At 37.4% G+C, this 20,757-nt stretch carries 23 protein-coding genes and 1 other RNA gene; 3 read left to right on the top strand and 21 right to left on the bottom strand.

Annotation, left to right across the window (positions count from 1 at the left end; translation table 11 throughout):
- Window positions 1-141: 141 nt before the first annotated feature.
- On the bottom strand, window positions 142-2,097 hold the full coding sequence (gene metG, locus ACFSW4_RS06660; RefSeq protein ID WP_377328243.1) for a methionine--tRNA ligase: 1,956 nt from the start codon (window positions 2,095-2,097) through the stop codon (window positions 142-144).
- A 274-nt stretch (window positions 2,098-2,371) separates the two neighbouring features.
- On the opposite strand from metG, the gene ACFSW4_RS06655 reads away from it, so the two are divergent.
- Window positions 2,372-2,653, top strand: coding sequence for an AbrB/MazE/SpoVT family DNA-binding domain-containing protein (locus ACFSW4_RS06655; RefSeq protein WP_054754067.1), 282 nt, complete (start codon window positions 2,372-2,374; stop codon window positions 2,651-2,653).
- A 33-nt stretch (window positions 2,654-2,686) separates the two neighbouring features.
- Here the strand turns inward: ACFSW4_RS06655 and rsmI are convergent, their stop codons facing one another.
- The 16 genes from rsmI to ffs all read right to left on the bottom strand — a co-directional run bounded on the left by rsmI (window position 2,687) and on the right by ffs (window position 14,045).
- The gene (rsmI, locus tag ACFSW4_RS06650) at window positions 2,687-3,559 is read right to left on the bottom strand and encodes a 16S rRNA (cytidine(1402)-2'-O)-methyltransferase (RefSeq protein ID WP_377328241.1); all 873 of its coding nucleotides are present in this window, start codon (window positions 3,557-3,559) and stop codon (window positions 2,687-2,689) included.
- A complete protein-coding gene (locus ACFSW4_RS06645; protein WP_054754069.1) occupies window positions 3,534-4,316 on the bottom strand; it encodes a tRNA1(Val) (adenine(37)-N6)-methyltransferase in 783 nt (260 codons plus the stop codon). Before ACFSW4_RS06645 ends, rsmI begins: the two co-directional genes overlap by 26 nt.
- An 89-nt stretch (window positions 4,317-4,405) precedes the next feature.
- A complete protein-coding gene (locus ACFSW4_RS06640; protein WP_054754151.1) occupies window positions 4,406-4,744 on the bottom strand; it encodes an initiation-control protein YabA in 339 nt (112 codons plus the stop codon).
- A 28-nt stretch (window positions 4,745-4,772) separates the two neighbouring features.
- The gene (locus ACFSW4_RS06635; RefSeq protein WP_377328239.1) at window positions 4,773-5,600 is read right to left on the bottom strand and encodes a PSP1 domain-containing protein; all 828 of its coding nucleotides are present in this window, start codon (window positions 5,598-5,600) and stop codon (window positions 4,773-4,775) included.
- A 10-nt stretch (window positions 5,601-5,610) separates the two neighbouring features.
- The gene (holB, locus tag ACFSW4_RS06630) at window positions 5,611-6,603 is read right to left on the bottom strand and encodes a DNA polymerase III subunit delta' (RefSeq protein ID WP_377328237.1); all 993 of its coding nucleotides are present in this window, start codon (window positions 6,601-6,603) and stop codon (window positions 5,611-5,613) included.
- Between the two features lie 15 nt (window positions 6,604-6,618).
- Window positions 6,619-7,059 carry a YaaR family protein gene (locus tag ACFSW4_RS06625; protein ID WP_377328235.1) on the bottom strand — a complete coding sequence of 147 codons (441 nt, stop codon included), beginning with the start codon at window positions 7,057-7,059 and terminating at the stop codon, window positions 6,619-6,621.
- Between the two features lie 15 nt (window positions 7,060-7,074).
- A complete protein-coding gene (locus ACFSW4_RS06620; RefSeq protein ID WP_054754073.1) occupies window positions 7,075-7,404 on the bottom strand; it encodes a cyclic-di-AMP receptor in 330 nt (109 codons plus the stop codon).
- An 85-nt stretch (window positions 7,405-7,489) separates the two neighbouring features.
- On the bottom strand, window positions 7,490-8,113 hold the full coding sequence (tmk, locus tag ACFSW4_RS06615) for a dTMP kinase (protein ID WP_054754075.1): 624 nt from the start codon (window positions 8,111-8,113) through the stop codon (window positions 7,490-7,492).
- 13 nt (window positions 8,114-8,126) lie between these two features.
- A complete protein-coding gene (locus ACFSW4_RS06610) occupies window positions 8,127-9,545 on the bottom strand; it encodes an aminotransferase class I/II-fold pyridoxal phosphate-dependent enzyme (RefSeq protein ID WP_377328233.1) in 1,419 nt (472 codons plus the stop codon).
- A 207-nt stretch (window positions 9,546-9,752) separates the two neighbouring features.
- On the bottom strand, window positions 9,753-9,944 hold the full coding sequence (locus ACFSW4_RS06605) for a sigma factor G inhibitor Gin (protein WP_279401739.1): 192 nt from the start codon (window positions 9,942-9,944) through the stop codon (window positions 9,753-9,755).
- A 67-nt stretch (window positions 9,945-10,011) separates the two neighbouring features.
- The gene (locus tag ACFSW4_RS06600) at window positions 10,012-10,500 is read right to left on the bottom strand and encodes a GyrI-like domain-containing protein (RefSeq protein WP_054754083.1); all 489 of its coding nucleotides are present in this window, start codon (window positions 10,498-10,500) and stop codon (window positions 10,012-10,014) included.
- A 104-nt stretch (window positions 10,501-10,604) separates the two neighbouring features.
- Complete coding sequence (locus tag ACFSW4_RS06595; RefSeq protein ID WP_054754085.1) at window positions 10,605-10,871, bottom strand: pro-sigmaK processing inhibitor BofA family protein; 267 nt, start codon at window positions 10,869-10,871, stop codon at window positions 10,605-10,607.
- Between the two features lie 79 nt (window positions 10,872-10,950).
- Complete coding sequence (recR, locus tag ACFSW4_RS06590) at window positions 10,951-11,547, bottom strand: recombination mediator RecR (protein WP_377328231.1); 597 nt, start codon at window positions 11,545-11,547, stop codon at window positions 10,951-10,953.
- 12 nt (window positions 11,548-11,559) lie between these two features.
- Complete coding sequence (locus ACFSW4_RS06585; protein ID WP_377328229.1) at window positions 11,560-11,877, bottom strand: YbaB/EbfC family nucleoid-associated protein; 318 nt, start codon at window positions 11,875-11,877, stop codon at window positions 11,560-11,562.
- 41 nt (window positions 11,878-11,918) lie between these two features.
- Window positions 11,919-13,610: a DNA polymerase III subunit gamma/tau gene (dnaX, locus tag ACFSW4_RS06580; protein WP_054754087.1), complete on the bottom strand. Its 1,692-nt coding sequence runs from the start codon at window positions 13,608-13,610 to the stop codon at window positions 11,919-11,921.
- A 167-nt stretch (window positions 13,611-13,777) separates the two neighbouring features.
- Window positions 13,778-14,045, bottom strand: an RNA gene (ffs, locus tag ACFSW4_RS06575) — signal recognition particle sRNA large type.
- A 320-nt stretch (window positions 14,046-14,365) separates the two neighbouring features.
- Between ffs and ACFSW4_RS06570 the strand changes: the two genes are divergently transcribed.
- Window positions 14,366-16,006: a BCCT family transporter gene (locus tag ACFSW4_RS06570; RefSeq protein WP_377328227.1), complete on the top strand. Its 1,641-nt coding sequence runs from the start codon at window positions 14,366-14,368 to the stop codon at window positions 16,004-16,006.
- A gap of 41 nt (window positions 16,007-16,047) precedes the next feature.
- Here ACFSW4_RS06570 and tadA read toward each other — a convergent pair whose 3' ends face one another.
- Window positions 16,048-16,497: a tRNA adenosine(34) deaminase TadA gene (tadA, locus tag ACFSW4_RS06565; protein WP_279401740.1), complete on the bottom strand. Its 450-nt coding sequence runs from the start codon at window positions 16,495-16,497 to the stop codon at window positions 16,048-16,050.
- A 106-nt stretch (window positions 16,498-16,603) separates the two neighbouring features.
- On the opposite strand from tadA, the gene ACFSW4_RS06560 reads away from it, so the two are divergent.
- Window positions 16,604-17,887, top strand: coding sequence for a LysM peptidoglycan-binding domain-containing protein (locus ACFSW4_RS06560; RefSeq protein ID WP_054754091.1), 1,284 nt, complete (start codon window positions 16,604-16,606; stop codon window positions 17,885-17,887).
- A gap of 59 nt (window positions 17,888-17,946) precedes the next feature.
- Here the strand turns inward: ACFSW4_RS06560 and ACFSW4_RS06555 are convergent, their stop codons facing one another.
- The 3 genes from ACFSW4_RS06555 to ACFSW4_RS06545 form a co-directional block, all read right to left on the bottom strand.
- Window positions 17,947-18,711 carry a DUF3891 family protein gene (locus ACFSW4_RS06555; RefSeq protein WP_377328225.1) on the bottom strand — a complete coding sequence of 255 codons (765 nt, stop codon included), beginning with the start codon at window positions 18,709-18,711 and terminating at the stop codon, window positions 17,947-17,949.
- Window positions 18,712-18,810: 99 nt separating this feature from the next.
- Window positions 18,811-19,329 carry a type 1 glutamine amidotransferase domain-containing protein gene (locus ACFSW4_RS06550; RefSeq protein ID WP_377328223.1) on the bottom strand — a complete coding sequence of 173 codons (519 nt, stop codon included), beginning with the start codon at window positions 19,327-19,329 and terminating at the stop codon, window positions 18,811-18,813.
- 84 nt (window positions 19,330-19,413) lie between these two features.
- Window positions 19,414-20,727 carry a lysine N(6)-hydroxylase/L-ornithine N(5)-oxygenase family protein gene (locus ACFSW4_RS06545; protein ID WP_377328221.1) on the bottom strand — a complete coding sequence of 438 codons (1,314 nt, stop codon included), beginning with the start codon at window positions 20,725-20,727 and terminating at the stop codon, window positions 19,414-19,416.
- Between the last annotated feature and the right edge of the window lie 30 nt (window positions 20,728-20,757).

The raw sequence follows: 20,757 nt of genomic DNA, 5'->3' as shown, positions 1-20,757 counted from the left end.
TATCGGTTGCTCTCACAGTCATCACCAACTCATATTTGATGACTCTATTATAGAACATTTGTTCGATTTTGGCAATTATCAACAACAAACTTTAACAGAGCCTTTAAAAAAGGGACGAATTCCTCGCCCCTCCTTCAAAAACTATTTAACTTTTGCTCCGTTTGGTAGTGTTTGGTCAACAGATGCTAATGATAAGTTTCCATTGTCATCCTCACCTGCTAGAATCATTCCTTGTGATAATTCACCACGAAGTTTAACTGGTTTTAGATTAGCAACTAAAACTACTTTTTGTCCAACTAACTCTTCTGGTTGATAGTACTGAGCAATGCCAGATACAACTTGGCGTTTTTCATCTCCGACATCGAGCTGAAGCTTAAGCAGCTTATCTGCCTTCTTAACCTTCTCAGCTTTAACCACTTCAGCCACTCTTAGGTCTACTTTAAAGAAATCATCAATGGTTATTTCGTTTGATTCTTCTTCTTTTTCTTCGGGCTTTTCTTTTGGCGTTGCCGTCTTCGCCATCATATCTTTAATGGCCTGAACTTCTTCTTCATTATCAAGACGCGGAAAGATTGGTGTTCCTTTCTTAACAACTTTCCCATCTGTAAGGACACCAAAGTCACTTAAGCTATCCCAACCTTGTAAGTTTTGATCCTCTACACCTAATTGATCAAATATTTTTTTAGGAGTAGATGTTAAGAAAGGTTGAAGCATAACCGCAATTTGACGTAATGATTCGACTAAATGAGCCATAACGTTACCTAAACGGTCTTTCTTCGCTTCATCCTTAGCTAATACCCAAGGTTCATTCTCATCAATATACTTGTTCGTACGGCTAACAAACTGCCATAACGTCGATAACGCAACAGAGAACTGCATGTTTTCCATCGCTTCTTCAACATCATCTCTTGTTTGTTTCGCTATTTGCTTTAAGTTCTGGTCATACTCTGTTTCATCTAATTTAATTGATGGAATATTTCCATCAAAATACTTATTGATCATGGCAACCGTACGATTTAGTAAGTTACCTAAATCGTTCGCTAGGTCATAATTGGTCCGTTCTACGAAAGCTTCTGGCGTAAAGACACCATCAGACCCGAACGGTACTTCACGAAGTAAATAGTAACGTAATGCATCTAACCCATAACGATTAATTAAATCGACAGGGTCAACAACGTTCCCTTTAGATTTCGACATTTTACCGTCTTTCATTAATAACCATCCGTGCGCAAACACTTTCTTCGGAAGCGGAAGATCTAGTGCCATTAACATAATTGGCCAATAAATCGTATGGAAGCGCACAATTTCTTTACCTACTAAATGGACGTCAGCTGGCCAATACTTTTGGTAACGTTCGTCATTGTCTGTGTTGTACCCTAGTGCCGTAATATAGTTAGATAATGCATCAATCCAAATATAAATAACGTGTTTAGGGTCACCTGGAACTTTAATTCCCCAATCAACAGTTGTACGCGATACAGCTAAATCTTCAAGTCCAGGCTTAATAAAGTTATTTAACATTTCATTCTTTCGCGATTCAGGTTGAATGAACTCTGGATTTTCATCGTAAAACTCAACCAAACGATCCACGTATTTACTCATTTTAAAGAAGTAAGATTCTTCTTTTACTTTTTCTACTGGACGTCCACAATCTGGGCAATTACCATCCTCTAATTGACGATCCGTAAAGAACGATTCACAAGGCGTACAATACCAGCCCTCGTATTCATCTAAATAAATGTCGCCTTGTTTCACTAAGCGATCAAAGATCTTTTCAACAATCTCTTTATGACGATCTTGAGTTGTTCGTATAAAATCATCGTGGGAAATATCAAGCTTCTCCCATAAATCTTGAATGCCGGACACTATGTTATCTACATAGTGTTGCGGTGTAACGCCATCTTCTTCAGCTTTACGCTGAATTTTTTGACCATGTTCATCGGTACCAGTTAAGTACATAACATCAAAGCCTCTTAGTCGTTTATAGCGAGCCATCGCATCACCAGCAACGGTCGTATAAGCATGACCTATGTGCAAGTTACCACTAGGATAATAAATAGGCGTAGTGATATAAAACGTATTCTTTTCTTGTGGCATGGTAAGATCCTCCTTAATTTGTGGTAGTATTTTGAAATATTTTTGTTTTCTATTTTTCAGATATTTGGTAAACTATTGTACAGATGCTAGATACTATTGTAACGATATCAATTTATTATTTCCATAAGTAAGGGAAATTTCTGTTGTTACAAGCTATATTAAAGAGATATTAAAATATGGTAACAATGGAATAAATTAAATTGACTTCCAAAATAATCAATGGTAATCTATCATCGTTAAGATAGCGAATTATATGATCGAGAGGAGAGAAAAAATGAAATCAACTGGTATCGTAAGAAAGGTAGACGAGTTAGGTCGTGTCGTCATTCCTATCGAACTTCGCCGTACACTAGATATTAATGTGAAAGATTCGTTAGAAATTTACGTTGATGACGATAAAATCATCCTTAAAAAGTACAAACCTTACATGGCATGTGACATTACTGGGGAAATCTCTGATTCAAATGAACCAGTAGGTAATGGCAACATTGTCTTAAGTAAGGAAGGCGCGCAGCAACTAATTGATGAACTTCAAAAGAAATTTAATATTAAATAATACCTAGGTTACAGCATTGATGCTGTAACCTTTTTATTCATGATAAGCTTGATAGACTTTGTTTTTTGCTTGCCCTCGCTCTTTAGCTACCTTCTTAATAGCATCTTTGGGCGAATCCCCTTGACGTACGTAATGATCAACATGCTCTTTTACAGATAACTCTTCCCACCAGTTATTCTGCTCATCTTCAAATTCTAGTCGCCCCTCTAATACGATGCAAAACTCCCCTCTAAGTTCAGCATCTTCGCTTTTCATATATAGGCTGACCTCATCTAAGCTTCCGTAAACGTATTCCTCAAACTTTTTTGTAAGTTCTCTAGCAACCACAACTTTTCGGTCTGAAGAGTACACCTCATTCATCACCTCAATCGTATGTTTAACTCGATGTGGTGATTCGTAAAATATTAATGTATGATTCGCTTTCCCAAGTTCCTCAAAAACCTCTTTTAATTCCTTTTTCTTTCTAGGTAAAAAGCCGTAAAACGTAAATGAACCTGAGGTGATCCCAGAACCTACTAATGCGGTTAAGGCCGCATTCGCACCTGGAAGTGCAGTTACATTTACTCCCTCTTCTCGCACTCGCCTGACTAATTCAAACCCAGGATCAGAGATAATGGGCATTCCTGCATCACTTACGAGTGCAATTGTTTGTCCATCTTTTAAAAGGTTTATTAGCTTTTCTTCTCTCTCAAACTTATTATGTTCATGATAACTGATGAGTGGCTTTTCTATATTAAAATAATGAAGAAGCTTCTTTGTTTGTCTCGTATCTTCACAAGCAATCATATCGACACTTTGTAAGATTGAAACGGCTCGATACGTCATATCATCTAGATTACCAATGGGCGTGGGCACAATGTATAAGCCTGGCTCCTTTGAATCAAAGCTCTTTTGAATCTGAACCATGAACCCTGCTCCCTTCTTCACCGTATAAAATCTTCGCAACCTTCTCCGTGTAATGTCCATCTTCATCATGGATATAAATTGGAGGAAGGACTTTTAGGTCAGGTTTTCCATCGCGAATATATTCTATTAATATAATGTTGGATTCTTTGTGACTTTTAGGGTGTACAAACTGTATTCTCTTGGGTTCCAATTTATACTTTCGGCCGAATTCAATTAACTCCGTTAAACGTTTTGGTCTATGAACTATTGAGACCTTCCCGCCCGATTTAACTAGTTCACTACATGATTTTAAGACATCATCTAGTGTACAGTAAATCTCATGACGAGCAATCGCTAAATGCTCATTGTCATTCCGTTTATCCAAATCTTCTGTTTTGAAGTAGGGCGGGTTACAGGTAACTAAGTCGTAACGATGATAGCCGATCTTTTTTGCTAATCCGATTAAGTTTTCATTCATCATATTAATTTGGTCTTCTAAGTCATTTAGCTTAACATTTCGAACAGCCATATCATAAAGACGCTCTTGAATCTCAATACCTGTCATCGGGACTTTAGATTTCTTTGATAAAAATAATGGAATAACACCATTTCCTGAGCACAGGTCGATAATTTTCCCTTTTGTTATTGGAAGATATGTAAAATGCGCGAGTAAAACCGCATCAATAGAAAAGGCAAAAACAGACTCGCTTTGGATAATTCGGCGCTTATGATCTGCTAATAAGTAATCAATTCGCTCATCGCCTCGTAATTCTACCATTATAGTGTTTCCTTTCAGTATAAAATAAAACGAAACACACCGTGCGTTCTAAGGCGACGGTGCGTTTCCCCAATTGTTATGTTTCTATCCTAACCAAAGAATTTTAAACAAAAGATACAATCTTCTTCCTCACGAGGAGTCCCAAAATAGACATGACATATATGAAAGCCCTCTTCGTATATTCTCGCAAGATTATCGTATCCTTCTCCGACAGAAGCGTCATTGGACTGTTCGCTCGAGTCATGACTCGACCGGTCTTGTTTAGCAGAATCTGGCGTTAACTCATCTAAACGTTGACGCAAATGGTGGTTTTCATGCGCCAATTGATGGTTCTCTTCAACAAGTTGTACCAAATCTTTTTTCAACGTCCCAAAGTCTTCTTGGAGTTCTTGGAATCGTTTTTCTAATAATGAAAACCGTTCTAACATTTCTTTCTTGTTCAAAACATCCACCTCATTATTCTGTGGCTGGAACAGAAATCGCCCCTTCTTCAATTAGCTCATCTAATGTATACTCAACAACTCTTTCTAACTCAAAAAGTTCAACTTGAACGAGTTTCTCTAACATATTTAATCCAACGACTTTACCTTTTCCGTTGTCTGTCACGATTACTTCCCCTATATCTGGAAGTTCACGTTTAGCTTCTTCATATTGGTCATTTTCATACTTTAAGCAACACATTAGACGACCACATAAACCTGAAATCTTAGCAGGATTTAGTGATAAGTTTTGATCTTTAGCCATTTTAATCGAAACTGGTTCGAAATCTCCTAAAAATGTAGAGCAACAAAGCATACGACCGCATGGACCAATTCCACCTAGCATTTTAGCTTCGTCACGAACACCGATTTGTCTTAACTCAATTCGAGTTTTAAAAATAGAAGCTAAATCTTTAACTAATTCACGGAAATCGACTCTTCCTTCTGCAGTGAAATAAAATATAATCTTATTCCGATCAAATGTAAACTCTGCTTCAACTAAATTCATATCTAGACTGTGGTGCTTAATTTTATCCTGACAAACTTGAAAGGCTTCTTCTGTTTTCTCTTTATTTTCAGTTACAGTCAGTTTGTCCTTTTCATCTGCAACCCGAATGACTTTTTTAAGTGGTAGGACGACATCCTCTTCGTCTACCTGCTTATTCGCAATGACGACTTTTCCGAACTCAATCCCTCTAACTGTCTCCACGATGACATAATCATCTGTCGTCATCTGAATTTCACAAGGGTCAAAGTAATATATTTTACCCGCTTTTTTAAAGCGAACACCAATAACTTCTACCAAAACGTTCACCTCACCTTTGTAACTTAAGGATTAAATATTCCATTGCTAATGTCGGATGTACGTTTTGTGCTAGTCTTCGTCTTGTATTTAAAATTTCATATATTAGGCTTTTGGCTTCCGACAACGATACAACATAATGGAACTTCTCTAATCGTTCTAATTGGTCAATCAAAACGATTGAATCTCGTTTATCTAAATGGAGCGATACAAGGTCTTGGAACCAAACGAGCAATAATTCCAAACCATATTCTAGTGACTCTCGCCCCTGAAAATGTTTTAAGTATGTTTGATGCAAATAAAGGTATCCTTCTTCACTAGAATTCATAACCTTATCCATTAATTGTACCACTATTTTTCTAGCTTCGGCAAACCAATCATCCTCATGAATTTCAAGTGCCTTCTGTGAGTCCAACTTCATGGCTGCAAACAGTTTAGAAGTCGATTCTGGTAAACCTTGTTCAACTAACTGTTGCTGCAAGTGATGATCTGTTAAGCTATGAAACTGAATCCGCTGACACCTTGAGACAATCGTATCAAGCATTTGTCCAATATGTGCTGTAAGTAGAATGGCAACTGTTTCACGACTCGGTTCTTCTAAAAATTTCAACAATCGATTCGCTGCATTCACAGTCATTTTTTCCGCTTCTTTAATGACATATACTTTCTGGTTTGATTCAAGTCCCGTGTATGTAAATTCTTTTTGTAAATACTCAATTTGCTCTTTTTTGATGGACTGCCCATCAGGCTCAATCCAATGCAGATCTGGATGGTTTCCCGTTTGAATTCGTTTACAAGATGCACATTCATAGCAAGGGTTTGCCTCACCTTCATGTTTATTCTCGCAAAAATATCTCATCGCAAATAAGAGACTGGCTTCGTGCTTACCAGTCCCTGGTGGCCCATGAAATAAATAGGCATGAGCAATTCGGTTTCTCGTTATACTATTTTGAAGCATCTTCGTCGCAACTGGTTGAGATTGTTCTAATTGAGCCCATGACGTCATCGCCGTTCATCCTAACTATGCCTGTAAATTAAGCAGAAGACCTTTGATCTCTCCAATCACATCCAATATTTCGATTGAAGATTTTTGCTCATTCAATAAATCTTCTGTTAATTGAATGAGGTTGTCATCGATTTGTTTGATTAGTGTTAGTTTTTGTTGATTCCCATTCATGCTCCAATTTCTTGATTGCTCAAGAGTTAAACCGTTTTGCACAGCTTCATCAATAAATTGGCGTACCATACGCTTATACTTTGCTAAATCTTCAAAAGAACGAAACCGAGCAATTTTCTCCCCTTGGTCGGTTAGGTTTTTCATTAATTGCTGAAGCTGAGATTCTCTCAGTTTACCTTTCTCCTGATTAACGGCTTGCTGAAAGGATACTTGAGAGCCTTTTCGCCCTTGCGTTTGTATTTTATTAGGTTCAATAGTTGATTTAACATCCTGATTAATCTTCATAAAAGGTGCACCTCTTTAAAAATGATGGAAGGCATCAACTGGTAAAACAAAGACAGTTGCTCCTCCGACTTCAACTTTAACCGGCTTTGGAATGTAAGAATCGGCATTCCCACCCATCGGCGAAATCGGTGCCACCATCTGCTCTCGTTTACTACAATTATCACGAATAATTTCAAGCGCAGCATCAACGTACTCATCATCTACACCGACCATTAAAGTCGTATTACCTTCCTTAAGAAATCCGCCACTTGATGCTAACTTTGTTGTTTTAAAATCCTTCTCCGTTAAAGCATCTTGCAAACGGTTCACATCTTTATCCTGTACGACAGCAAGGATTAGTTTCATCCTTTTCCTCCTTCAAACGTCTTTTATACTATTATAACAAGTTGTCAGACGATTTAGCAGTAATTTAGTCTAAAATCTACAATTATTAAAGATATTCTTTTACAATCTTTAAGCATTCTGATTGAACAGCTTCTTGAGACTGTTCAGCATCTACCGTTTTAATCCGGTCATGAAACCGATCTTTAAGAATTTGGTAAGCTTCAGCAACTTTTTCGTGAAAAGTTAATTTCTCAAGGTCGAGCCTATTTTGCTCCCTGCCCTTATTGTCTGCAATTCTTTTTAAACCAATTTGAGGGTCTAGTTCAAATAAAATAGTTAAATTCGGCATACAGTCATCAATTGCAAATTCGTTAATTTTGTAAACCTCATCAATGCCTAAGCCTCGTGCATACCCTTGATACGCCAAACTACTATCTACAAAACGGTCACATAACACAATTGTCCCTTTGTTTAAAGCTGGGATGACTTTTTCAACTAAATGTTGCCGTCTAGCTGCAGCGTAAAGTAGCGCTTCTGTTTTTCCATCCATTGCTGTATGATCTTTATTTAAAATGACTTCTCGAATTTTTTCTGCAATTTCAATACCGCCGGGCTCGCGAGTGTGAATGACATCATACCCTTCTTCTTTTAAATACTCATAAACGTATGTCAAAACGGATGATTTCCCCGCTCCTTCAACACCTTCAAATGTAACAAATAATCCTGACACGTTGATAAACCCCTTATTTTAATAAAATTTCAATCCCTTTTGATAAATCCTTACCAGAATACTGGATATATTGTCCACGACTAAAAGCTTGTTTAATCGCCGCGATATGATATTGATTAATACGTTCTCCTTTTAATAACAAAGGAACACCTGGTGGGTAAGGAATCACAGCTTGAGCCGCGATTTCACCTGCAGCTCTCTCCCAGTCCACCCACTTAGCCTTAAAACTTTTCAGTTCATTATAGCTATAATCTAACGATTTTATAGTCGCTTGTTCCAAAGTTATTGTATCACGTTTATCAAGTTTTCTGATGTTATTTTCTCTATTTTTAATTTGGTCAATCCAGTCTAGCTGAATAGGATTAAGATCTAAACCAGCCATAAACAACATTTGATTGTTTTCAACCATTTCAGGAAAGATGTGATGATGATTTAAAATGCCTTCAAAATGGTGAAGGTTATACTCATTCGATGAGACAATTACTTTTAACGGATCATCCATTCTGTTTTCTACCTTTTTAGTTCGTAAATATGGCAGTTCGTTAATTTTGATTCTTAATTCGTTGATATTTTTAATAATGGTAGATACGTTCGTCTCGGTTAATTGAGAAACAAATTGCCTAGCTAAATCTAACGAAGCCATAATTGGATAAGATGGACTGCTGGATTGAAGCATTTGTAGGTAATTTTTAACTGTTTCATGTGAAACTTTAGAGCTTTGAATATGTAAAAATGAACCCATCGTCATAGCTGGGAGTGATTTATGAGCTGAGTGAACAACTATGTCAGCTCCTGCTTCAAGTGCTGATTTAGGGAACTGATCACTGAGCGGGAAATGCGCTCCATGCGCTTCATCAACCAAGACAGAAATCGAGTTCTTATGGGCAATATCAACAATGGACGATAAATCATAAGTCGTTCCAAAATAATCCGGATGAGTTAAGACTAATGCTTTGATTTCAGAATAACCTTCAATCGCTTGTTTAATATCATTGGAATCTATATAAGAGTAACGCTCCGTTCTCTGATCAAATTTTGGTGAGATAAAGATCGGCCTTGCACCTGCTAATTCTAGTGCATTAAAGATTGATTTATGGCTATTTCGCTGGACTAAAACAGCATCCCCCTGCTTACACACGCTTAAGACCATAGCTAAATTCCCAACCGTCGAGCCATTTACTAGAAAAAAAGTCTGATCTGTTTGATAAAGGTCTGAAGCTAGTAATTCGGCTTGTTTGATCGGTCCCTCTGGCTGATGTAAATCATCCAAGCCTTGAAGTTCTGTCAAATCATAAGGTAATAAACTATGAAACGACTCAGCTTCACTAGTAAAAACCTTTCCGCTTTTGTGCCCTGGTACATGGAAGGACACAGAATTATGTTCTGTATGTTTTTTCAAAGCCTCAAATAAAGGCGCTTGATTTTGATCCATCATCATTCTCCTCTTCAATTATCTTACCATGATGGGAGCTAGGTCATAAAGGGTAAGCAAGCCTGAGGAGTGATTCTATAGATGATGATGCAAGCTCTATGAGTGTGTTTTCTATTTCTATGGGTGAATATCCCTTTCCTATGGGCGTTAGTTTCATTTCACTTATTAAAAGAAAAAAGAGCAACCAACCGGCGCTCTTCAGTTAAATTATTGTATTAATAGATTTGAAACCTGACTACGTTTTAATCGATCCACATAATATTGATACCGTTCATCTTGTGGGTCCGTTTCTAACATTTCCTTCTCGCAACTCGTACAAATAAATGAAATAAGTAAATAAATGCCGTCTTCCTTCCACTCTTCACAAACCTTACATTGTTTCATAGATTTTTGTGCCAAGTTTCTCACCTCCATCAACTAGGATGGACAGATGAATCTAGTTTTATACTTAAATCTATGAAAAAAACTAAGATTTTTTCACTACGGGAATAAAAATATCAAAATGTGGGTCGTTTGGATCCTGGTCGATTGGATAATATTCGTGTTTAATCGGCATATGAGGATCGTAATAAGTGCACCCTTCTTCCTTTAACACTTCGTAGTCACTTTCTGCCAACCAGTTATGTAGATAGTTATAAGTTTGTACAACATCATCACCTTTGTGATGTGCTGTGTACATGTAAGACCATTCAGGCACTTGAAGCTCAACCATTCCAACTGGAACCTCTTGCTCATCTGAAACTTCAAAAACCGAGTAATGGGCAAAACCATCTTCAACTGTATGATAGGATAACCCCAACTGAACGGATGGATTGATCTTATACTCTAACTCATAAGCACGACCTTTCATGTCCTCTATGACACGCTTTAAACTTGGAATCTCTTGAAACGTTCCTTCCCATTTCAGTCCTACGGAACGGTAACTAGGTTTAGTGACAATGCTCCATTCTTTCATACTATCATCTCCCTAATATTTCTATCTTTAATCTTTTCTCTATATAATGTTAGTTTTCCTGCCAAAAAATAACCGTAGACTTTTGTCTACGGTTTAACTACTTATTATGGGAGAATCATCAAATGAATTAAGATTAAGGCTCCTACCCCAAAGAAACCTAAAAACCCAGCAATCGCTGATGTAATGAGGTTAATCGGAATGTGGAGACCGAACATCGCCCCAAATACATTGGCGAAAAAGATAAATAATGCGCCAATCACAATTTTGATAACACCGAATGATGTTAATCGTATAATTTTTAAAGGCCTACCAAAGAAAAGCAATAATACCATTAAAGCAACAACGGCTAAAATGACAACTATTGGATCCATACCGAAACTCCTTTCGCTTGTCCTACTTTAACGTATGCTTGTAAGCGTTATAGTAGAACTAGGAAAGGAATTTTTTACTTTATAAATATCGTCTACCTTCTAATGCTTTTGATAATGTAACTTCATCAGCGTATTCTAAATCTCCGCCAACTGGCAGACCATGTGCGATACGCGAAATCTTAATCCCCGAAGGTTTGACCAAACGAGAAATATACATAGCCGTTGCTTCCCCTTCAACATTGGGGTTGGTTGCTAGAATTAACTCTTGTACTTCGTCATCTTTTAACCTTTCAATTAAGGATGAAACATTGATATCTTCGGGTCCAATACCATCCATTGGAGAAATAGCACCATGCAGAACATGATATTTACCTTGAAAATCTTTCATTTTCTCCATAGCAATAACGTCTTTAGGATCTTGAACCACGCAAATAACAGATCCATCCCGTTCAGTGTCACCACATATACGGCAAGGGTCTGTATCAGTAATATGACCACACACACTGCAGTGAGTCAATTCACGCTTAGCATTAACTAGATTTTTTGCAAAATCAAGCACATCATCTTCTTTCATGTTTAACACAAAAAAAGCCAGGCGAACTGCCGTTTTCGGCCCTATACCTGGCAATTTGGTAAAACTGTCAACCAGTTTGGAGATCGGTTCTGGATAATACATGGTGCAAGCCTCCTAGAAACCTGGTATATTCATCCCTTGTGTAAATTGCCCCATTTTATCATTCGTTGTTTGATCAACTTGACCTAATACGTCATTCGTTGCAGCGATGATTAAATCTTGAAGCATATCCACATCATCAGGATCTACCACTTCTTCGTTTATTTCAATATCTGTAATTTCCTTTTTACCATTTGCAACGACTTTTACCATTCCGCCACCAGCAGTAGCTTCGAACGTCATTTCGTGTAACTCTTCTTGAGCCTTCATCATTTTCTTTTGCATTTTTTGCATTTGTTTCATCATGTTATTCATGTTACCCATTCCTTTCATAATTAAGTCCTCCTAAAAATAATCATTATATTTAACTTAGCTTATTCCTTTATTTCTAAAAGCTCATCACCGACTAACTTTCGAGCCTCTGAGATAAACGGCTCCTCTTCAGATTCAGAAGCATTAGACTCCTTTGTTTCCTCAGAAGATTGTTGACTTAGAAAATCCTCTCTAATACTTTCCCACTCAGTATCTGGAATCGGTATAATGGTTAGCCTTTTTCCTATAAACTCTGATAAAGCATTTTCAATCATCTCTTGATTTTCTAAAACTAATGCACAATGAATTTCATATTTAAAAGATAAAATGAGTGATTTAGGCGAAGCTGCTCTTGGAGTACTATCAACTAGCTTTGCCCTTGCAGGAGGACTAGTTTGTTTTAAACTATCCATAAAAGTCGCCCAGTTAGACTTAACATTTCTCAAATCATCTTTTGTTGCCTCTGATAATGTATGACGCACTTTTTCATAAGGTACTTTGTATTTATTACCTCGTGACTGTGGCGCCTTACGCTTAGGTGCAGACTCTTGAGTTTGTGCAGTCACACCTTGTTCTTTAAGCTTGTTTAGTTCTTTTTCTAATTGCGAAATTTGTTGTACGAGTTCAGCTGACACCGAACCTTGGTCACTTGAAGTATGTTGTTTAGCTTGTAATTCATTGATATTTAATAATGCAATTTCAAGTAGTACCTTTGGGCTGTTTGTCCATTTCATGTCTTGCTGCGTCTGATTCAGGATATCGATGGACTGTTCTAGCCAATCATTCGTCATTTCCCTAGCAGTATCTTTAAACTGTTCATCAGGTATAGCGCGCACTAACACATCTTGCATATTTTGCGAGCTTGAATACATATATAAGTCACGCAAGAAATGGATAAAATCAAAAATAAAACGGTTAGGATCTTTACCTTCTTGCATACTTTCTTCTAAATGATTGAGCGCTTGTTTAGCCTCTCCATGACGAAGCGAATCTACCATAGATAATAGTCTTTCCTGAGAAATGGAACCTGTTACAGCTAACACATCATCCATGTCGATATGAGTGTCATCACTGTAGGCAATCGCTTGATCTAACAAACTGAGTGCATCTCTCATACCACCTTCAGCTGTTAGAGCAACATGAATTAAAGCGTGATCATCGTACTGAATATCTTCTTCATCTAATATATGCTTAATTCTTTCAACAATAACTTGATGTGTGATTCGTTTAAAATCAAAACGCTGACAACGTGAAATAATGGTTAGTGGAATTTTATGTGGTTCCGTGGTTGCCAAAATAAAAATAACATGCTTTGGCGGTTCCTCGAGTGTTTTTAATAAGGCATTGAAGGCACCTTGAGACAGCATATGAACCTCGTCTATGATATAAACTTTATAATCCACAGCACTCGGGGCATATTTAACCTTATCTCGAATCTCACGAATATCATCAACACCGTTGTTAGATGCAGCGTCGATTTCGATAATATCCGAAATAGAACCATCTTGTATGCCCACACAAGCGTCACATTCCCCGCAAGGTTCCTTGACAGGTGCTTGCTTACAGTTGATAGCTTTCGCAAAGATCTTCGCTGCACTTGTTTTACCTGTACCTCGAGGGCCAGAAAACAAATAGGCATGAGCGACTTTTTGCTGGGACATTGCATTTTGTAGAGTTCTTGTTATATGTAATTGTCCGACAACATCTTCAAATTTCTGAGGTCGCCACACACGATATAATGCTTGATATGCCATGGACAAACTTCTCCTTCTAAAGTCTCTATTTTATTATAACCGATTCAGAAGTATGATTTCAAAATTAATTAATGAAGATTATGAAACATAGAATTGAAGTAAGAAAGCAATGGTTTCGAAAGATCTGGTTTGAGAGTGGAAATACCTTGAGGTAATATAATATGTAACTGTGCACCTATCTTCGATGAAGTGATTCATAAGCGTTACGTAAGATCACAGCTCGATTTAGGCTATCCTACGACACACAAGAATGACCGCTTACTGCTGCTTCCTTCCGGACCTGACAGGGTTCACGGGTTCTCGTTGCATAGGACCCAAATGTCAACACTGCTCACTTACGGCAGACCTTAAAATCACTTCACCTTAGATAGGGATTCAGCCCCACTTTAGCGGATTGTGGGTTACAGGGCACCGCTACCTCCCCACCTAGCACAGCAATTACAAGTATAGTACGTTTTTATCTAAAATGCAATCATGATTTAGTTCCATATTATGTAACACTTCTCTAATAAAAATGTTATAAAAGTTTATAAGCTAAAAGATAGGGTATAAGACAAATATACTAGGCTGCTGTAGTTTGTTAGACTTGCATAATCTTATTAAATACGTTACATTCGCAAATGTGCTTTTTTTAAACCCACCATATATACTCTATTCAAGAGAGTGGAACATCTAAGTCGTTTAGATGTTTTTTTACGTCATTATGTCAGTCATGAAAATTTTACAAAATCTAAAAAAGGGAGAGTTTAATTTTTATGAGAGAAAATCCTAAAGGAATTACTTCTTTCAGTGGAGCGATTAAGACACCTGCATTTATAGTGTCCGTTATTATCGCTCTCATTTTCCTAGCTTTCGGCGTTTTTTATGATAAATTTGGTACGTATGTTGATAAGACCTTTACTTGGGTCGTCGAAACGTTAGGTTGGTCATTTATTTTAGGTGGCAGTATTTTCTTAATTGTTGCCATATACTTAATGATTAGTCCTCTTGGTGAAATTAAATTAGGGGATGATCACGAAAAACCAGCTTATTCCACACCTGCATGGTTCGCTATGTTATTTAGTGCTGGTATGGGTATTGGTTTACTATTCTGGGGCGTTTCTGAACCTATTAACCACTACATGTGGCCACCACATGGTGAAGCAGAAACACCTGCAGCCGTTCATAAAGCATTGCAATATTCATTCTTCCATTGGGGCTTACACCCATGGGCAGTCTATGCAATTGTAGCAGCAGCATTAGCTTACTTTTCTTATCGTAAAAATTTACCTATGCTATTAAGCTCAACGTTAGAACCATTACTAGGACGAAAAAGGCTTAATGGGTTCTGGGGTAATACGATTAACATAATTGGTGTTATCTCGACTCTATTCGGTATTTCGACTTCACTTGGTTTAGGTGTTATGCAAATCGGTGGTGGTTTTGAACAATTATTCGGAATACCTAATGACACAGGACTTTGGTTAATGATTATCTTGGTCGTTACAGGTTTAGCGATTCTATCAACTACTTCAGGTATCGATAAAGGTATTAAATGGTTAAGTCAGGCAAACATTGGTGTTGCTGGTTTACTACTTCTATTCGTTTTAATTTTAGGGCCAACATTATTTATTCTGGAAGCATTAACACATTCTACTGGTGGTTACATTCAAAACATCTTTAAGATGTCATTTGGAATTGATGCTGCCGGTGAAGGAACTGAAGGTTGGTACGATGCTTGGACAATTTTCTACTGGGCATGGTGGATTTCATGGGCTCCATTCGTAGGAGCTTTCATTGCACGTGTGTCTAGAGGGCGTACGATTCGTTCATTTACAATGGGAGTCCTATTAGTTCCAACTGTTATTAGTATTGTTTGGTTCAGTGTATTTGGTGGTGCTGGTTTATTCTTAGAACACTTTAAAGAATCAAGTATCTGGAATGCAGTTAGTGAAGACGAAGCACAAGGTTTCTTCGCTTTACTTGATACATTCCCATTCTCTAGTGTACTAATTATCATTGCGATGCTTTCGTTAACGGTATTCTTTATTACATCAGCCGACTCAGGTACGTATGTGATTGGAATGCTTACATCTAAGGGTAATGAAAACCCACCTCTAGGATTACGTATTATTTGGGGTATAATTGAAGGTGGGTTCGCTGCCGTTCTACTACTTGCTGGTGGTTTAGGTGCCTTACAAACAGCTGCTGTAGTGGGTGGTTTCCCATTCATGCTAATCATGTTCCTTATGATTGGTTGTTTAATTTACGCACTAAATCGAGAACTAAAAGACGGTTCTTTACCACAAGAACGTGCTAGAATTTATGCAGCTTTAGAAGATCTTAGAGAAGAGAAGAAAATCCGAAAAGGCATCATCCAGGATCAGAGTACAGATAAATCAGACAAAAAAGAATAAATTAGACGAATAAAGCTCCTGCAAATTTATTGCAGGAGCTTTTATTTGTTTCTCAATTTTTTAAAGAAATCTTTTAATAACTGTGAGCATTCTTCTTTTAAAATCCCTTCTTCTACAGTTGCTTGGTGGTTAAACCTTGTTTCTTGCATTAAATTTATCAATGTACCACCACAACCTGCTTTGGGATCGCTTGCCCCAAACACGACATGAGGGATTCTCGATTGGACAATCGCACCAGCGCACATTGGACAAGGCTCAAGAGTAACATATAGGGTGCACTCCTCTAAACGCCAACTACCGATATGCTCATTCGCTTCTTTGATCGCTATCATTTCAGCGTGGGCATCACTTCGTTGTAAAGTCTCGCGTTTATTATACCCTCTAGCAATAATGTTTCCTTCATACACAATCACAGCACCTATGGGTACTTCATTAATTTCTTCGGCTTTTTTAGCCTCTTTGATTGCTTCTTTCATAAACTCTTCATGCATCATTGTCACCTCTTACCAATAGTATCATACCATAATCATGGATAGCATAAGCCTAATTTTTAATCATACATTTAAGTTAGGTAAAGTTAGAAAGGAGTGCACAACGTTGTTAATTCATATCGTTGAGCAAGGCGATAGCATCTACTCGATTGCTAATCAGTATCAAACAACCATTGATGAACTAGTTCAAGTTAATGGCTTAGACCGACCGGAGGATTTAGTCATAGGTCAGGCATTAGTTATACCAACAGACATTTATACTGTGCAACGAGGAGACAGTTTTTACTCAATAGCAAACCGCTTTGATACAACACCACAAGAGCTAGCTAACTATAATAATCTAAATCCCAATACACCATTACAGATCGGCCAAGTACTAGAAATCCCACAACCTGAAAAGACGGACATTACAAGTAATGCGTATATTGAGCCGATAGGAGATACCGTTAGCGAAACCCTTCAGCAATCTGCAAGAGCCAGAAGTCCATACTTAACTTATTTAGCTCCGTTCAGTTATCAAGTTAATCGTGATGGAACGCTCATTCCCCCTCCATTAGATGACTTTCCAGCAATCGCAGCTGAAAATAATGCAACATTAATGCTAGCGGTCACTAATATTGAAGACGGGCAATTTAGTGAAGATTTAGGAAGATTGATTGTCACTGATGAGAATGTACAAAACACATTACTTGATGAAATTATTCAAACAGCTAACGAAGTCGGTTACCAGGATGTTCACTTTGATTTCGAATTTCTACCAGCGGATAGTAGAGAACAATATAACCAATTTCTAAGAAAAGCCAAAGAACGTCTGAGCGCCAATAATTTGATGATTTCAACTGCCTTGGCTCCGAAAACAAGCGCGGAACAGACCGGGCAATGGTACGAAGCTCATGATTATCAAGCACATGGAGAAATTGTAGACTTTGTCGTGTTAATGACTTACGAATGGGGATATAGCTACGGACCACCGATGGCTGTTTCGCCAATTCAACCAGTAAGAGGTGTGGTTGAGTATGCCTTAACAGAAATGCCAGCTGAGAAAATTCTACTCGGGCAAAATTTATATGGGTATGACTGGACATTACCATTTCAAGAAGGCGGAGATCCTGCAGAAGCGTTAAGTCCTAACCAAGCAATTCAACGAGCAAGGGAATATAATCAGGAAATTGAGTTTGATCAAGAAGCTCAAGCACCATACTTTTTCTACTGGGATGAAAATGGTAATCAACATGAGGTATGGTTTGAGGATGCAAGGTCCATCCAAGCTAAGTTTGACCTTATAAAAGAATTAGAATTAAGAGGCATTAGTTACTGGAAACTCGGTTTAGCATTTCCTCAGAATTGGTATATGCTTAATGACCAGTTTAATATTAGGAAATTAAATTAGACACAGCAGTTGAAGTGCACAATTATGTGTATTTCAACTGCTTTATTTTTTAACAATTATTAGTCAGAGATTGTAACGTTTCGGACTTGTTCCTTAGCACGCCCATATGCACTTGCTAACCCAAATTGAACTATTTCATTTTGAGTTATTTCAACATAAGGAATTGATACCTTAAAAGAAGCTTTAAATGGAAATGGACTCACCTTAATTATTTCTTCATTAATCCAGTGGGCATTCATTTGTTGGCGGAGTCCCGAAAACTTTTGCCTAAAGCCATCTTTAAACATAAATATTTCATCCTCTTTAGACGTATTCGGTTTATTTAAACAGATGTATAGTGATAAGTCATCACAAAATTGAAGTAAATTGAAATGGAAATCGACGACTTGTTCTTCTAAACCTTCTAATTCTAAACTATTTCTTAGATGATTCTGTCTGTCAATTTCCCGGGAAATAAACCGAGAAATATTAGAATCTGTCGATTTTTGTTTATAAAACGACAGGAAATGTAGGCTGTTTAAGTAGCCTGCATAAGGAGATAATTGTTCCACTTCTGTGGCCCCATTTGTATAAGCTTTTAATTTGGGTTCTGTTGGATAATCCATAAAAGAGTGCGGAATTTCTTTTTCATCGTTCCAAATAGGTTCTTTATCAAGCGGAATCCAGGCCTTGTCATGTTCTCTTATAGCTATTTGCACATCTTTAAACCATTCATGACCTATAAATAAATCATCGCGCCAATACGGTACAAACTGTCCACTTAAGATTGAATGATTATGTTGAGTAAATAATTGATATTTGTCATCATGAGTGGAAACAATCATCATATCATCCCTTTTAACCTTTTTATTATTGTATGTAAAACAAAGTTTATAATTGCAAAAGGCCCAAACCTTAAGTTTGAGCCTTTTATATTTATAAGATTACTTTTCCAATACTCTTAACGTTTCTTTATTAAATGCCGGAATGTCATCTGGTTGCCTGCTTGTAATCAGTTGATCATGGCAAGAGACTACTTCTTCATCTTTATAGTTAACACCAGCATTCTCCATATCAACACGAATGGATTTAAAGCCTGTTGCCATTCTACCATCTAATGTCTTTGCAGTGATTAATAACTGCGGTCCGTGACAAATGGCAAAGACAGGTTTGTCGTTCTCCATGAAATGTTTTGCAAACCAGACAAAGCGTTCGTCACCACGTAATATATCAGGTGAAAAACCACCAGGGATAAACAATGCATCAAATTCTTCAGGTTTAACCTCATCTATTCCAGCATCGATTTCTACCTCTGCCTCACCTTGTTTACCTTCAACAATTTTACCTTTTTCCTTTTCAATGGTTACGACCTCGTGCCCTGCTTCACGGTAAGCATTAGCCGGCTCCGTATACTCACTGTCTTCAAACATATTTGTAATTAAGCATGCTATTTTTTTACCCATGTTCAATGCCTCCTTTAGACATAATATAGGATTCAAATGTTGCTTACATTTTTATGCATTCCCGCTACAAATAAGATTAAACATTTAATCGTTCTTAGGTAAAAACTGCTGAAAGATCTGCGATTTTTGAGTGTTAAATCTCATCTCACCTGTTAGATCATTAATGATCTCCATATTGCGCTGAACCGCAAGACCTAAATTAGTTGCGGCAGTGCCATGAGAGTGTTCTAAGTTGGTGACAATATAGAATTTATTCTCTTTAGGTTCTTTAAAAGTTAGTTCATAATTCCGCTTAACTTTGAACAGTTTTTCATCTTCCCAAACAACCTCATCTTCATATCGTTTCATAAACCAGTCAGGAATATTAGGTTTATAACCGGTTGCTAGAATCACTTTTTCAGTTTGATAATCAAATTCAGTTTCTTCCTGCCATTGTTTACTTTTAAGTAAATAGCCTTGATCGTTTTTCTCAATGCGCTTTACTTCAGTTAATGGCTGAATCGTTATTTTCGGGTCATGACCGCCAACAGAATAATGATAAAGCATTTCATAGATGCCATTTAGTGTACTATAATCAATCCCATTTCTTAAAGGGTCTAGCGTATCTAAGGCTTCTTTACGTTTTTTTAGTGGAAGCTGGTGAAAATAATCGACATAGTCAGGCGCAAAGAATTCTTGGCCAATTTTTGCCGCTTCTAATTGAAAAATCCCCTCTGATCTCGTGAGCCAGCTCAAATGAAACTCATAGTTTTCACGTTCTTCTAGTAAATCATAAAAAATTTCAGCTGCACTTTGACCTGAGCCGACAATGGTGATGTGATCAGATTTCATTAATGCTTCTTTCTCAAATAAATAACGACTCGTATGAAGCACATCTTCATTCGGAAAACCTTGCATGGACTCAAGCACTAAAGGTTCACTTCCAGTCGCCGTGACAATATGCTTAGCAAAATAAGAATCCGTTTCGTTCGTGTCGGTATCTAGAATAATGAGCTCATAGTAACTTCCATGGTCGTCTGAATGATCAATGGCATCAACCACTTTCTTACCGAAATAGACCCCGCTTATTTGATCCGTTGCCCACTGCAAATAATCATTGTATTCATTTCTAGGAACCTCTAACTTTTGAAAAAAGAAAAACTTATAAAGCCGATCGTGCTCTTTTAAATAATTTAAATAACTGAACCGGCTTGTAGGATCTGCAAATGTTACTAAGTCAGCCATAAAAGGCACTTGTAAATCGGCCCCTTCAATTAACATTCCAGGGTGCCACTCCATCTTAGGTGTCTGGTCGAAAAAGATCCGATCAAGATCTTCCATATCTTCTGTTAAAGCTGCTAAGCTTAAATTATAAGGTCCTACTCCTATCCCAATAAAATCATAGATCTTTTGTTCCACTCCATCACCTACTTATATCAGCATATTTAT

The sequence above is a fragment of the Piscibacillus salipiscarius genome, from assembly GCF_042685285.1.
GTDB classification, from domain to species: Bacteria; Bacillota; Bacilli; order Bacillales; family Alkalibacillaceae; genus Piscibacillus; species Piscibacillus salipiscarius.
This window is presented reverse-complemented; position numbering and strand designations above follow the sequence as displayed.

Bases quoted from the DNA above. Each gene is read 5' to 3' on its own strand.
- ACFSW4_RS06585 (WP_377328229.1), bottom strand. From the start codon at position 11,877: ATGAAAGGAATGGGTAACATGAATAACATGATGAAACAAATGCAAAAA.
- ACFSW4_RS06570 (WP_377328227.1), top strand. From the start codon at position 14,366: ATGAGAGAAAATCCTAAAGGAATTACTTCTTTCAGTGGAGCGATTAAG.
- holB (WP_377328237.1), bottom strand. From the start codon at position 6,603: ATGACGTCATGGGCTCAATTAGAACAATCTCAACCAGTTGCGACGAAG.
- ACFSW4_RS06640 (WP_054754151.1), bottom strand. From the start codon at position 4,744: ATGTTAGAACGGTTTTCATTATTAGAAAAACGATTCCAAGAACTCCAA.
- recR (WP_377328231.1), bottom strand. From the start codon at position 11,547: ATGTATTATCCAGAACCGATCTCCAAACTGGTTGACAGTTTTACCAAA.
- ACFSW4_RS06600 (WP_054754083.1), bottom strand. From the start codon at position 10,500: ATGAAAGAATGGAGCATTGTCACTAAACCTAGTTACCGTTCCGTAGGA.
- ACFSW4_RS06555 (WP_377328225.1), bottom strand. From the start codon at position 18,711: ATGATTGTTTCCACTCATGATGACAAATATCAATTATTTACTCAACAT.
- ACFSW4_RS06595 (WP_054754085.1), bottom strand. From the start codon at position 10,871: ATGGATCCAATAGTTGTCATTTTAGCCGTTGTTGCTTTAATGGTATTA.
- dnaX (WP_054754087.1), bottom strand. From the start codon at position 13,610: ATGGCATATCAAGCATTATATCGTGTGTGGCGACCTCAGAAATTTGAA.
- ACFSW4_RS06625 (WP_377328235.1), bottom strand. From the start codon at position 7,059: ATGAAGATTAATCAGGATGTTAAATCAACTATTGAACCTAATAAAATA.
- rsmI (WP_377328241.1), bottom strand. From the start codon at position 3,559: ATGGTTCAGATTCAAAAGAGCTTTGATTCAAAGGAGCCAGGCTTATAC.
- tadA (WP_279401740.1), bottom strand. From the start codon at position 16,497: ATGCATGAAGAGTTTATGAAAGAAGCAATCAAAGAGGCTAAAAAAGCC.
- ACFSW4_RS06610 (WP_377328233.1), bottom strand. From the start codon at position 9,545: ATGGATCAAAATCAAGCGCCTTTATTTGAGGCTTTGAAAAAACATACA.
- ACFSW4_RS06655 (WP_054754067.1), top strand. From the start codon at position 2,372: ATGAAATCAACTGGTATCGTAAGAAAGGTAGACGAGTTAGGTCGTGTC.
- metG (WP_377328243.1), bottom strand. From the start codon at position 2,097: ATGCCACAAGAAAAGAATACGTTTTATATCACTACGCCTATTTATTAT.
- ACFSW4_RS06645 (WP_054754069.1), bottom strand. From the start codon at position 4,316: ATGGTAGAATTACGAGGCGATGAGCGAATTGATTACTTATTAGCAGAT.
- ACFSW4_RS06550 (WP_377328223.1), bottom strand. From the start codon at position 19,329: ATGGGTAAAAAAATAGCATGCTTAATTACAAATATGTTTGAAGACAGT.
- ACFSW4_RS06620 (WP_054754073.1), bottom strand. From the start codon at position 7,404: ATGAAACTAATCCTTGCTGTCGTACAGGATAAAGATGTGAACCGTTTG.